Below are 13,860 nucleotides of genomic sequence, written 5' to 3'. Positions count from 1 at the left end.
ACCTGGCGATGCGTCTGTAATCTTGACCACAAGTGGGCTGCTAGCTGTTGTTCCGAAGGAATTAATAAGTTCGCTCGTATACGTATAAGTGCCGTTCGCTTTGCCTTTCACATCTACTTTAGCCAATTGCGCTGCTGGAGACGCGTCTGTCAATGTTTGCGTACTAATGAGTACGCCATTTTCGTACAGCTTGAACACGGAGCCGTTATTTCCCCACCACATGTTCATTGTGACGGTATAGTTACCATCTTTTAATCCAGTTGCCTGACCGCTGTTATCTGACAAAACTGGCTTACCTGGCGCCCCAACCGATAACGGCTTCACAACCGTAATAGTCACAGCGTTTGTTGGTACTGTTTTTCCATTCAGGGTGACGGTAGCTGTAATTTGTGCAGTACCTTCTGTCAAAGCGCTAACTTTACCTGCTGCATCTACAGTAACTACCGCTCCATTACTTGTGTTGTAGGCAACTACAGCACCACTAAGATCAGCTGGTGTTCCATTGCTTAATGTACCAGTAAGGTGAGTAGCCGTCGTTTCACCTACTTTCAGAGACACCGCGTCAGCAGCAAGGGTAGCTTGACTGAATGTAACGCTCGTACTTACGTTGAATGTTTGTGTCGATTGTACTAAATTGCCTGCTGCATCCACTACACTGTATTGCACCGTATGTGCTCCTAGTGCTAGACTGCCTGCGGCAAACGTTTGACCGCTGTTAATCACAGCGCCATCCAAAGTCAACTTCTGCGTCGCCACACCGGAGTGTGCATCAGTACTGTTTAAATCGAATCTCAGCGTATCCGCATCTGTCACATCCCCAACTGTGTGACCGGACTGCGTCAATATAGCCTCCGGCGCTGTTTTATCCAATTTCACTTGCAACGATTTCACCGCTTCCACATTCCCTGCGGCATCTGTGGAGAAATATCCGATCGTACTCGTTCCTTCGTTTTGAATGACAATTGGTGCAACGTAAGCTGCTGCTGTCCCACCATTGATACTGTATTCGGTCCCCACCGCACCCGCTGATTCATCCACAGCCGTCAAGGTAACCGTCACGTCTTCTTTAAACCAGCCCTCGCTATTTGGAGAACTCGACAATGCCGCCGTCGTCACAGGTGCCACTGTGTCAGCCACTTTGGTGAAGTCGCTCAATCCTCTTGGTTTCAACTGGAATACACCTTTGAAAATAGCAGCCACACCTTTGATATTCACGGTTTGACCTGCCTGGTACGGGAACGTACTCTGTGTTAATCCAGTCCGTGCGTCTACCCGAACATGATTGCTTACCGCTCCGCTAACCGCATCAAATTCAAAAGAGCCAGTCGGTGTAGCACTAATGATATTATTGATAGTTACATTGCTAAGCTCAACCAGTTGACCTTGGTTATCGCTAGTTATAGAAGATACAACAGCTGGCGTAGGCACAGCAGCGACCCCTGTTTTGGCAATTTCCACTGGATCCGTCAACTCGAACTCTGTGTTAAATAGCGCTGTCGAAGCCGTCACCTTCACGGTATCTCCAAGATGGAAGCCACTCAAGCTCTGGAACACATACATACCGCCGGTAGCATCCTGCAAGTAAAAAGATTGCCCGCCAAAAGAGCCCGGTTCCGTAATTACAACGCCCTCAACAGTCACCAATGTTCCTGCAGCTTTCCCCCGTGCTTCAGCGACTGTGATCTTTGCTGGAATCGGATTCTGCTCTTCCGGTAATGGTTCAGCCGGAACGTTGCCAAGTGTAACGCCTTCGGTCTTCAAGTTCGTTCCGTTTTGACGCAGCCTCAAGTTGGCCGCAGCCGTCGTTCCCGGCTTAATTCGAACATTCAAATCTTTTGTAGCATGTCCGTTAATATCTGAGGTCACGCTAAACGTGGAGCTGTACGCGTATGCAGTAGGCCATGTGCCGTCTGCATTTTGAATCATGGCTATTTGAGCGCCACCGCTGACCAAATATATACCAACACTGAAACCCGCTACAGTCGTAGACGCAGGCAGGTTATCCACAACTACCCGCACGGGGAAGTCCACTGCATTGGGTAGTGTTGCTTGATGCACAAAGCTGTAAGCTGCGCTCGCTGTTGCCGTTGGTCCGCCGTATGACCCCGGTTTAAATGTACTGCGGTCATACCATTTGTAGCCTGCATTTGGTGCAGCCCAAGGCTCTGGCTGTGGTTCCGTTGATGTAGCCGGATCTTCAAAAGGCAGAAGCGTTGTCGGTTGATCTAACTGCAAGCCGTTAACCTGAGATAAGCTTGTATAGCTTTCTTTCTTCGAGAGCCAGTTCACCATATTTACAAGCAGCACACCATCATTCTGCTCTTTAAAGCCGTCATAGGTCGTCTTCTTCGCACCCGTATCCTCGCGGACATATTTCGGAGTTGCGTCTTCAACCGGTGAGGAATCGCCGATAAAAGCAGCCTTCCCTGCACCCGCTTTAGCAACAGCCACATAAGGGCCTTCGGCAATACCGCCTCCATTATAAACACCTTGATCGACTGCGTTCGCCCAAGCATCGCTCGTTTGCGGCAGGTACACAATCCCCTTCGCCTTTGTCGGATCAAGAATGGCTAGTGTTGAACCTGCATGCATAGCCACTGTTGAGACACCGTTGGTAATCCCGAAAGCTTGCTCTGGCGCAACAATTTGATTCGCCGTAATATCTCCTAAAGCATTATAGCGGAAACGCAAACCGAACTGTGTAGCCAACCAGTCCGAACTTGCTACATCCTGCATCGCCGACGAAGCGATCTCTTCTGCGTTCATGCCGCTAGCCGGATTCGTCCATGCGCCTCTGCGGTAACCATTGAATACTTCCGAACCGTCCCAACGGTTCTTGTTGCGGTCTGCATTGTAGTGATCTCCGATGAAGAAGATACTGCCGCCACCCTGCACATATTGCTCCAGAGCGGCCTGCTCGCTCGTCTTATAAGGAACATTAGACTCCGCAACGACGAATACATCGTAACCACTCAAATCACTCAAAGTAATTGGTGTTGTTTTGCGCAGCTCTTTCACATAATAACCATTATTCGCTAAAGCATTGGCGAAATCGGAGAAGGCGCCATCAATGACCCAATCGGCCGCCCCAGCCGTTTGTTCATGCGTATTGTCGAAAAGCACCTTCTTGCCAGCGTTTTCATTCACAACTTTGGCTTCAATGAATGGAGCCGGATCAGTCGGTCCTTCCGCCATAACAGCTTGCCAGCTGCTTGTGGCTAATACTTGAAACGGTAACGCGATTGTTACGGCAAGTGTTGTTTTCAAAAGTTTTGCTTTCCATCCTGCTAGCCTACTCATTACAATTCCTCCTTAGCATTTGCTGAGTCAAAAAACTTCTTCATAAGCAGAGGCTTTATGGACAGACAAGCCCAATAATACCCCTAAATTTTACCATGATCTAAAAGGAAAAAGTGATATTTTTTTGTAAAGATAAGGAAGTTTGTGCAGGTGCACAATTTCTTAATTCGCAACCTATGCAAACTTCACTAGCAGTCGAGCAGGATTGTTCATGAATATCACTCGATTTATTTGTAATCGCTTTCACTTTTTCTAAGGCTTTCCCTAAAGATTTAAAAGACAGCTGAACGGCAGGTTATATCTGCCTGACCAACTGTCTCCGTTTTTGTATGCCACAGCCTTTTATAAGCATATTATGGGCAAGGAAAGTCACCCGACCTCTAGCTAACGGAACGTAGCGCCGCTATTTCGGGAAATCTGCGCATAAAATCGAATAAGAGGAACGTGAGGGCGCTATTTGATCAAAAAAGAACGATCCAAAGGCAAAAACCGCGAAATAACGCCCCCTCGTTCCTCTTCCTCCAGATTTCGGATGTTTTCGGTCAAATAAAGCATCTACGTTCCTCTTCCTCATGATTCCGGCTGTTTTCGTCCAAATATCGCACCTACGATCCTCTTCCCCATGATTTCAAGTGTTTTCCATCCAAATAGCATTGACGCCTCAAGAAATTCTGGTTCCCATAGCTAAGACGGCTGATTCGCTTTCGTTTGTCCACGATAAGCATTCGGCACAAACCCCGTATGAGCTTTGAACAGCTTACCGAAATAATTCTTATTTTCGTAGCCCAACGAATCGGAAATTTGCTCAACACTCTTGTCCGTGATTTCTAAAAGCTCCTTCGCTTTTTCCATCTTGAGCCTAGTGACGTATTCAATGAAATTCTCCCCGGTTTCCCGTTTGAATAATCGGCTTAAATAGCTTGGATGCAGATGAAGATGGGTGGCTGCATCTTCGAGGGAAATTTTCATATGCAGATGATTATATACAAAGCGTTGACACTCCAGAATTTCACGGTTGTGTGACTCGCGATACACCTGGCCAGCCCATTGAATGGCCTGCTGAAGGTAATCCTTGAGCCATAGCTCAAGCTCACGGAGGGACGACAATTCATAAACATCATGATGTAAGAGCTCCGATGAGAAGGTTGATTGATAATGCTGCAGCGACTTGAGCCGCATCCGTACGTCGAGAATCATCTTCAGCAGCCATTCCTTTACTTCCATCGGGCGAAATCGGTTATATTGGATAAAATCTATCCACTTCGAGACAAACCCATCGATCATATCGGGTCGCTCATCGAAAACGACACTCCGAAACTCATCTAGTGCTTCGGAGTACTGCGCTAACAGCACCCCTCCGTCCCCGAATCCTTCTCTAACATGCCCCAATTTAATGATAGATGACTCCGGTAAATAAAAACGCAGATTCTTCCCTTCGACCATTCGAATCAATTGATCTTTCAAAGATCGTGCATCTTTGACTGGGCTTCCCGTTAGAAAGGTGAATGAAAGCTTTGAATATTGTTGTAAGCTGCTTTGCAGCTGCCTTAGTGTCTGCTCCACCTTTTGGCTGTTGTTGACGTGAAGCTCCGAGTAATGTGGAAACAACAAAACAAATTCTCCGGTATCATAAGTGAAAAGTGCTGTCTCCTTCTGATCGACAAGCAGCTCTTCAACAATATTCTGGATGGTGTATTCAAACAAATCCTTGGATTGAAAGCGATTGTCTGCCTCCTTCACACGATTCGCATAACCAAAGACCGGAAGTACGCCTTGCTTTCCAAGACGAATACCGAATCCTTCAGCTTTCAAAGTCCACTCTTCCGCATCAAACAAAGGCTCATTCACCGTACTGCGGATAAATTGACGCTTGGACGCACCGCGGTGTTGATAAGCCTCCTTCTCGAGCTTGCGGCTCTTCGACACTACTTGAACCTCCGCGTCCAACTGTTCCTTCAGCCTTCCCAACAACTCAGAAATGTTGCCAACATTCATCGTTTCCTTCAAGATATATTCGCTTACCGACAGCTTCATCGCTGTTTGCGCATAGTGAAAATCATCGTGACAGGATAGAATGACGGCCTTCACGTGAGGATGAACCTCACGCAGATGCCCAATGAGCTCCAGTCCATTCATGCCAGGCATGCCAATATCGCTTATGAGCACATCCGTCTTTTCCAGGCGTCCGGCTTCGAGCGCATCCAATGGATTCTCGTAAGCGCCCATCAACGTATAGCCTAACTCTGCCCACTTAATTGAAGTCTTCAAAAATTCAAGCACAGGTAAATCATCATCCACAATCATAACGGAGTACATGGTTAACCCTCCTTTCCTACCTGATGAGGAAAGCGCAGCACAATCTGCGTTCCCTGATCTTGTCCGCTTTCGATTTCATAATCAAAACGATGACCATATATTAAACGAAGTCGTTCAAATACATTGTGTAAACCAATGCCCGACAAGGAAGGGCTGCTTGTTTCCTGAAATTGCTGGGTAGGAATGACATCCAGATGATTGCGAAGTGCAGCTAAACGTTCAGGGGGCATCCCGACACCCGAATCTCTAACTTCCACCTGCAGCCTCCCATCCTCACAAATCCTCGAAGCTATGGTAATTTCCCCTGCCTTGCTTTTAAGCCCATGTATATAAGCGTTCTCAATTAGCGGTTGTAATAAGAACCGAGGTATTTCAAAAAGAAGGGTGTCTGAAGCCGCTGAAATCTGCAGCTGTACCCGATCACCGTGCCGAGAATTTAACAATCGAATATAATGTTCGTTAATCTCAATCTCCTCATGCAGCGAAATGTATTCATTGTTGCGGTTGATCGTCATCCGCAAGAGAGATGATAATGAACTGATTAACTCCGCATTCTCGGAATCACCTTTCATCATTATTTTCAGACGGATCGAATTAAGCACGTTAAATAAAAAATGCGGATTAATTTGCGCCTGCAGCATCGCTAGTTCTGCTTTACGCTTTAACTCTTGTTCGCGGCGGTTCTCTTCTAACGTCCGTTCAATACGGTCGATCATTCGGTCGAATACATAACCAAGCCGCCCTACTTCATCTCCCCCGCTGATGTTAGATCGCTCACTCAGTTGACCGGATTCAATGCGGACTACGGTTTGGACAAGCCGCGCAATCGGTTTCGTAAGCGTACGCACCATATAAAGGAGCACTACGGCGAATAGGATTAAAAAGAATAACTGGATCAGAAAATCAGTCTTTCGGAAAGACTCAATTTTGTGGGCAGCGCTTTTATACGGACTCATATTAACAAGCTTCCATTCGGGCGTTAAATGATTGCTATGCAAGATGTAATCTTCTCCATCTACCTTCACAAACGAAGATCCATCCTGCGCCGGAAGTTGATCATAGTAAGGAAACGGATGACCGATGGTTGTGGAGTCTTTATCGACCAGAATACGCCCCTGACCGTCAACAATGACCATCGATTCATTGTTTTTATATTGATCAAATAACTGTTGAATTGAGCTTAATTCCAGTCCAACAACCACATAACCGTACGTTAATCCATTGATACGAAGCGGTTTTGCTGCCGCCAATAAATAAGGTTGATTGGTTGCTTGACTATAATTGGGTTCAGCGCCTATCCATTTGACATTATAACCGGACGCTTTATCCACATCGCTAAACCAACTTTTTTGCAGGAATTCATTCGGGTTAAAAGCAAAGGTTGAATACGAAGCAACATACTCACCATTGGGCAAAAGCAGTGTGACGTATAAATTACCAAATGAGTTGATGACCGTTGACATTTTCTTAAATATCGTTTGTTTATACGCCAAGACATCCCCTTTATCCGTTTGGTCATTTGCCCGGCCTAATTCACGAATAGAAGGCTGCAGATCCTCATCAAATTGAATGAAATTCATCACATAAAGCATATTTTTCATTTGTCCGTTTACAATCTGATTGACGATCCGCATCGATTCCTGCGAGTTATCAGCCACTTGCGACCTCACAGCATCCCGTGTTAGCAGACTGGAGACGTTCATGGAAACGATGGAAGGGAGAACGAGACATATCAGAATCGTCAGCACCAATTTATTGCGTAGTGATAAGGTACGAAGCCAGCTCGGCACTGCACTCTCCTGCCTTTCGTTTGAATCAAAGAAATGGGAAAAAGAGGAGCCCTAGGCCTCCTCTTTCAATTATATCAGGAATGGTGTACGGTTCGTTAATAACTACTTGGCATTGCTCTTACGGATATCTTCGATTTTCGTTTTTGCTGTTTGAATTGTTTTCTCCAGATCCTGCTTACCTGTCAAGAACAGCTCGACTTGTGTTAAGAATTCCTTCTCTTGCTGCAGGGCATATGTCGGAGGAATAACAAGCTTCGTTGCTTTATTTACTTTCAACGTAGCCAACAATGAATCCTTATCGATCATGGCAGCTTGTTCTGGTTTACCATTTTTCAGAATCGAATCTACATTCTTAGCCAAATCGGCTTTCTTCCAACCCGAGAAGAACAGACCCTGTGTTTGAATTCCTTCCGTCGTATACCATTTCACAAAGTCATATGCCGCTTGCTTATTCTTGGAATTTGCTGCGACACCTACGAAGTCCGCGCCTCCAATCGTTAGACCGTTCACATCTTTCGCGTCGTACTTCGGATATGGAGCAAACACTGTCTTAAATTTCGCATTCAGCGCCAGTTCTCCTACCATCCAGTTCCCTGTTGCTAACATCGCTGTTTTACCGGCATAGAAAACGTCACGGTAAGCCATTTTCTGCGATATAACTTCAAAGTAAGGAACGGATGTTTTGTCCACATTTTCCATTTTGTTACGTAAATCGAGGGAGTAACGAACCTTTGGATTATCGATATTCTGTGTACCGTCAGGTTTCACTAGGTAAGCGTTATCCATGTCGCTGTTCAGTGCCAATTCCGCGTATTCTTTCCAATTATGGAAGTAGGATCCGTACTGCTTGGCTGCGCCTTCACCCTTGGTCAATTTCTTAGCATACTCCGCATATTCATCCCAGGTCCACTCTGTTGGTACGGGCAGTTTCGCTTCATCCAACTTATCTTTGTTCAATAGAACGAACCATTCCGCCATTTTACCGGGCAGAGCATAATATTTGCCGTTTACGACCGGGTCAAGCTTATATTCATCTTTAACAACAATGTTATCTTTCTTCAAATAATCATCAAGTGGCTCCAAGATACCGGCTCCTATGCGTTGAGCGAATTCGGGTGCGCTTGAGTACATAACAACGTCCATTTGGTCGCCGGAAGCGGCTAATAGATCAAGCTTTTTCATCCCTTCTTGGGAATCGCCCTTCTCGGACATGCTTTCATAAACGACTTTCACGTTCGGGTGAGTTTTATTGTAAGCTTCAACAGTCGCATTCCAGTTCCCTTGAGCCTCAGTGTACCATCCTTGTACTTTAATTGTAACAGGCGCTTTAGCTGTTGCTGCTGCATCCTTACCATTATCCGCCGCAGGTGTATCTCCTTTACCACAGCCCACAAGTGCAGTACTGATGGCTAGGACACCGCTTAGTACTAATAAACTCTTTTTCATAGGAACCCCTCCAAGTTGTATTCGTTATATTGAAAACCTTTACATAATCGATCGTAACAAACTTGTTTGGAGCACACGAGGCACTATTTTAACCTCATGCACTCATTTTTTGACTTTTTAACCCTTAGCCTTTAACGCCACCCATCGAGATTCCCTCGATTACTTGCTTTTGCCCAATGATGAAAATGATAAGTAAAGGTACGATTGCCGATACAGAAGCGGCCATGATGAGTGAGTAGAACTCTCCATTTAGATCAGCGAAGGATCGAATGCCAAGAGGCAGTGTGAATAAATCTTTCGTCCTTAAGAAAATAAGCGGGTTCTGGTAGTCGTTCCATGTCCAGATAAAACGCAGAATCGCATAAGTAGCGATCGCTGGACGTACAAGCGGTGTACAGATAGAGAAGAAAATTCGGACATGGCCTGCTCCATCCATTCGCGCTGACTCGATAAACTCCTCATGAATGCCCATATAGAACTGGCGAAGCATGAAAGTCCCGAGAACACTGAAGGAGCCAAGCAAAATTAAACCAAAGTGACTATCGAACAAGCCCATCCAGCGGAACAATAGAAACTGTGGAACGAGAATCGCTTGACTGGGAATCATATAGATCGCCAGGACGAGAACAAAGAGTACATGACGGCCGCGAAACTTGATCTTCGAGAAAGCATAGGCTGCCATGGAGGAAAGCAGGACGGAAAGCGCCGTAGTCAAAACAGAAACCTTGATAGAATTCCAGTAATACAGGGAGAATTTCGTCGACCAAACCGCCTTATAATTTTCAATCAAATTCCAATGCTTCGGGATCCACTGAATGGGATATAGAAAAACATCTGCTTCCGGCTTCATAGATGCGGATATCATCCATAAGAAGGGAGACATGAACAATATGCCTATGATAAACATGAAGATCGTTAGCAGCGTTTTTTTCACATTTTTAAACTTGTCCATCGGTTACTCCTCCTTCTTCTCTAGTAATTGACCCATCTACGTTGTCCAAACCACTGAACGAGTGTAATCAGGAGGACAAACACCAGCAGCACAATAGCCATCGCGGAGGCGTAGCCGGATTGTAGATTAACGAAGGCTGTTTCATACAAACGATATACGACTACACTGGTTGAATTCGCAGGACCGCCGCCTGTTAGAACGGAAATAACATCGAACGCTTTGAATGTCCCTATAATGCCTGTTACGAGTAAAAAGAATGTGGTTGGCGATAAAAGCGGCACCGTTATGCTGAAAAATTGCTTCAACTTCGATGCGCCGTCAATGTCCGCTGCCTCATAAAGATCGTTCGGAATCGACTGCAAACCGGCCATAAATATAATCATGTTATATCCGATACTCACCCAGATCATAAGTCCCATTACACAATATAAAGCAAAATCCGGATCAGCTAGCCATTTGGGCGGATTCGCCATCCCCCAGTCGATTAATATTTGATTAATCGGTCCATAGGTTGGGTGGAACAATACCTGAAACACAATAGCTACAGCAACAACACTTGAGATGTAAGGAATGAAATAAACCACTTTAAATAGGTCTTTAAAATGAATTTTCTTATCGATGATGACCGCCAGAACGAGCGAAAAGATCAAGGTTAACGGCACTACAATCATAAGAATCAGGTTATTTTTGAGTGATAGAAGAAATACGCTGTCATGCACAAGCTTAACAAAGTTATCTAAGCCGAGAAATTTCACTTTAGAAAATCCGGCAACAAAGTTCCAATTCGTAAAACTGAGGAAAAAGGAAGCTACGATTGGAAATAGTGTAAAAATAAATAACCCAAGTATCATGGGACTGACGAATGCGTATCCGACCAGATCCTCGCGCACCTGCTGCGTGGACCGCTTCCGCTTCACTTGTACGGAGGGAGTAATGCCTGCTTGTGAATGTATTTTGGTAGCCATGAAATTCACCCCATGTCGTGTTTTCTCTAGTCTACCTTGGTGGAGAAGCATAGGTAAGTCAATTAATTGACTCCTTTGGGTAAAATTTTGACCTTTGGGTAAGTAGTATGGCGGGATGCAAGGATAAATGTCTTGCGCTGTTCTAAAGAACGAGCCGTTTGTCTAGGTTAATGAGAAGCAAGTTAAGTTGCAGACTTTAACCTTTTAACACGTAAATTGATCGTCGGCTCCCCTTTTTGCGGTCCAAGCCATATTTGATCAAAACAATTCTACTCTCGCAAGCAATATTGTATTTTGTACAACAATAAGCCGGCTAATCCGCGTAATCCCTGCGATTGTTGCAGAACATACAACATTTTCTCCCAAAAGCAGCTCTTTTGAAGGAAATGCGGCAAAATTGTTGTACAACATACAACATCTTCAGCTTGGGTGAGAAGAAACCACTGAAATTGTTGTACACTGTACAACTTTCGCTCCTATAAACCGAGAAAAGACAGGTTGAATTCCTAATAGACCCTTTCCCCCATGCACGCGAATCCTGAGAGCGCGTTGTAGCACCGCCGCATGGCAGTGACAGCAAAAAATCCGATAAGCCTCAGAGGCTAACCGGATCCTTGATCTTACTTATTCGCTTCATGCACCTTCAGCAGCTTGCCTTTAATCGTCGTATTCTTCATGATTTTGAGCACCAATGGGCCCTTACCATTCAAAATATCCACATACGAAACATTGTCCTGAATCGTAATGATTCCAATGTCATCAGCCGTCACACCTTCAATTTTGGCCAGGGTTCCTACAAAGTCTACAGCCCGAATCTTTTTCTTTTTCCCACCGTTAAAATAGAGCTTCATAATTCCCTTGTTCAGTTGGTCACTTTTATCCCTCTTAATAACAGGTGTGGCCTGCATTTTTTGATCAAAAGCGGATTGTCCAATATCAACCTCATCCGCCGTGGGAGCGTCTTTTCTCGGTATTTCGAACCCCAGATAGCCTTCAATATCAGCTAGAAACTTGTCCTCATTTGGCGTTACAAACGTAATCGCCTTGCCCGTTTTCCCTGCACGTCCAGTTCTTCCGATTCGGTGGACATAGCTTTCTTTTTCAAGCGGAAGATCGTAGTTAATGACATGCGTGATATCCTCCACATCAATCCCTCGCGCCGCGACATCCGTGGCAATTAAGAAACGGAATTCCCCTCTTTTGAAAGCATTCATGACTAGGAACCGATCGTCCTGTATCATGCCCCCGTGGATTTTGTCGCACGGATAGTCTAGCTGCTCCAACTGCCTATATAAGTAATCGACATGCTCTTGCGTCCGGCAGAAAATGATGCAATTATCGGGATTCTCCACCACGAAGACATCCTTAAGCACATTAAATTTCTCGTTTTCTCGAACCGTTATGATAGAATGCTCAATCTGAACCTTGGACGCCTCAGGTGTTTGAATCTCAATATCGATAGGGTTATGCATGTATCGATGGCATAATTGTTCCACATCATTGGGGAGAGTTGCCGAAAATAACATCGTCATGCGATCCGTCGGCAGCTCATCAATAATCGCCCCCACCTGCTCAATGAAGCCCATCCGGAGCATCTCATCCGCTTCATCGATGACTAGATATTTTAGCCGCTCCAGGTCCAGCGTCCCTTTCTGAATATGATCCAGCACGCGGCCCGGCGTCCCAACGACTACATGGCACTTTTGGTGCAGCTCAATCTTCTGCTTGGCAAAAGGCTGCTTCCCATAAAGAGCTACCGCTTTTATCCGCTTGAATCTCCCGATATTCGTGATATCCTGCTTCACTTGATCGGCCAACTCTCTCGTCGGTGTCAAAATCAGCGCCTGCGGCCTGTTCTCTTCCCACTCCACCAATTCACAAATCGGTATACCGAACGCCGCCGTCTTCCCGCTTCCCGTACGTGACTTAACCGTGAGATCCTTCTCCTGCAGTGCGATTGGAATCACTTCGTTCTGCACATCTGTCGGCTGCTCGTATCCTAAACTTTGAAGCGCCCGTACGATATCTTCACTCAAATTATAATCCGTAAAACTTCTTATACCCACTAATAAACTCCCCTTCTTCTTGCTGTTCTTCCTATATTACTACATCTTGCCTCGGGAACAAAAAAAAGCCCTTAAAAGAAGGCTTGAAGGGAAACAGACCAAAAAAATTACTGCGCTTTAAACATTAAGAAAATTTCATTTTTATCGCCCGAGTGGAAACCAATAATCTCCTTACAACCCGTTAAGATATATTCAAATCCTTTTGTACTGTCCTCTCTCGTTACACTTCTCTTTTCAATATTATTGCACGAGGTTTTATCTTTCCCTTTTTGTTTCCCACCATGTTTATCTCTTGAGTTATCAAAAATATAGTTAATTTGCTTCCCATCATAAATGAGATCACTTAATATTGGATCCCCTTCCTCTGAGTAACTAGTAATTCTTAGTTTTGATGCTTTCTGATTTTCAAAATCTGTAATAAAAGAATCAATCTTTTCAAAGTTCATTGGCCCTAGATGACCTACAATAATATCTCCATTATTCTTTGCGTCTTGAAGAGTGTATGTATTACAGCCTGATAGTACGAATACAGAAAGAACAAGACAAATTATTCTCCTCATGGGTTACCTCGGTTCTATAAATGCCCTATCGAAGGTCTTCAAACTCTCGCAATCTTTATCCCCAAAATACTCCCGTATTGTCCTTATCAACTAATTGTAATTGTTTCTCAAAATTACTATCTGGTTCGATATGATCAACCCAGTGCCACTTATCCTTACTGTCTCTCCAATAGACTTTCCATTCATTCGATTCTAATCTGAACTGCGCAATATCAAATTGAGTCCATTCCGTACCAATATAGGGTTCTCTTTCCTCAATGAGTGTCACATTGTTCCCTCTAAATTTATACACCATCCGAATCTGGTTGTTTAAATGTTTGGGTATCTTCTTCTCAATATATTCCTGTAAAATGTTTTCTAATCGTTTCTTTGTGAATTCGTCAAACATAGTTTCACCTCATATTATTCAAGATGTCTTATTCAATAGATTCCTATATAAGAATCCTATTATTCTATATAAGGGTT

General features: G+C 44.7%; 9 protein-coding genes. All 9 read right to left on the bottom strand.

Annotated features, from left to right (window positions below):
• Positions 1 to 3,300: OmpL47-type beta-barrel domain-containing protein (locus GC102_RS01620; RefSeq protein WP_171687938.1), on the bottom strand; the 3,300-nt coding region annotated here is incomplete at its 3' end.
• Between the two features lie 684 nt (positions 3,301 to 3,984).
• Entirely contained in the window at positions 3,985 to 5,616 is a 1,632-nt protein-coding gene (locus GC102_RS01615; RefSeq protein WP_171687937.1) for a response regulator transcription factor, read from the bottom strand.
• A gap of 2 nt (positions 5,617 to 5,618) precedes the next feature.
• Positions 5,619 to 7,406 (bottom strand): cache domain-containing sensor histidine kinase, encoded by a 1,788-nt coding sequence (locus GC102_RS01610; RefSeq protein ID WP_171687936.1) that lies wholly within the window; start codon positions 7,404 to 7,406, stop codon positions 5,619 to 5,621.
• A gap of 102 nt (positions 7,407 to 7,508) precedes the next feature.
• Positions 7,509 to 8,852, bottom strand: a complete 1,344-nt coding sequence (locus GC102_RS01605; protein WP_171687935.1) for an ABC transporter substrate-binding protein — start codon at positions 8,850 to 8,852, stop codon at positions 7,509 to 7,511.
• Positions 8,853 to 8,976: 124 nt separating this feature from the next.
• Positions 8,977 to 9,804 carry a carbohydrate ABC transporter permease gene (locus GC102_RS01600; RefSeq protein ID WP_171687934.1) on the bottom strand — a complete coding sequence of 276 codons (828 nt, stop codon included), beginning with the start codon at positions 9,802 to 9,804 and terminating at the stop codon, positions 8,977 to 8,979.
• Between the two features lie 20 nt (positions 9,805 to 9,824).
• Positions 9,825 to 10,769, bottom strand: coding sequence for a carbohydrate ABC transporter permease (locus tag GC102_RS01595; RefSeq protein ID WP_171687933.1), 945 nt, complete (start codon positions 10,767 to 10,769; stop codon positions 9,825 to 9,827).
• A gap of 620 nt (positions 10,770 to 11,389) precedes the next feature.
• Complete coding sequence (locus GC102_RS01590) at positions 11,390 to 12,835, bottom strand: DEAD/DEAH box helicase (RefSeq protein ID WP_171687932.1); 1,446 nt, start codon at positions 12,833 to 12,835, stop codon at positions 11,390 to 11,392.
• 107 nt (positions 12,836 to 12,942) lie between these two features.
• Positions 12,943 to 13,395, bottom strand: coding sequence for a DUF4362 domain-containing protein (locus tag GC102_RS01585; RefSeq protein WP_171687931.1), 453 nt, complete (start codon positions 13,393 to 13,395; stop codon positions 12,943 to 12,945).
• 55 nt (positions 13,396 to 13,450) lie between these two features.
• Positions 13,451 to 13,783, bottom strand: a complete 333-nt coding sequence (locus GC102_RS01580; RefSeq protein ID WP_171687930.1) for a DUF3024 domain-containing protein — start codon at positions 13,781 to 13,783, stop codon at positions 13,451 to 13,453.
• Positions 13,784 to 13,860 lie beyond the last annotated feature (77 nt).

It is taken from the genome of Paenibacillus germinis, from assembly GCF_013141785.1.
Lineage (GTDB): Bacteria > Bacillota > Bacilli > Paenibacillales > NBRC-103111 > Paenibacillus_E > Paenibacillus_E phytorum.
Note: the sequence above shows the minus strand (reverse complement) of the source record. Positions and strands in the feature narration are given on the sequence as shown.

Excerpts from the sequence above, each read along its gene's own strand:
- GC102_RS01615 (WP_171687937.1), bottom strand. The coding sequence starts at position 5,616 with ATGTACTCCGTTATGATTGTGGATGATGATTTACCTGTGCTTGAATTT.
- GC102_RS01605 (WP_171687935.1), bottom strand. The coding sequence starts at position 8,852 with ATGAAAAAGAGTTTATTAGTACTAAGCGGTGTCCTAGCCATCAGTACT.
- GC102_RS01600 (WP_171687934.1), bottom strand. The coding sequence starts at position 9,804 with ATGGACAAGTTTAAAAATGTGAAAAAAACGCTGCTAACGATCTTCATG.
- GC102_RS01595 (WP_171687933.1), bottom strand. The coding sequence starts at position 10,769 with ATGGCTACCAAAATACATTCACAAGCAGGCATTACTCCCTCCGTACAA.
- GC102_RS01585 (WP_171687931.1), bottom strand. The coding sequence starts at position 13,395 with ATGAGGAGAATAATTTGTCTTGTTCTTTCTGTATTCGTACTATCAGGC.
- GC102_RS01580 (WP_171687930.1), bottom strand. The coding sequence starts at position 13,783 with ATGTTTGACGAATTCACAAAGAAACGATTAGAAAACATTTTACAGGAA.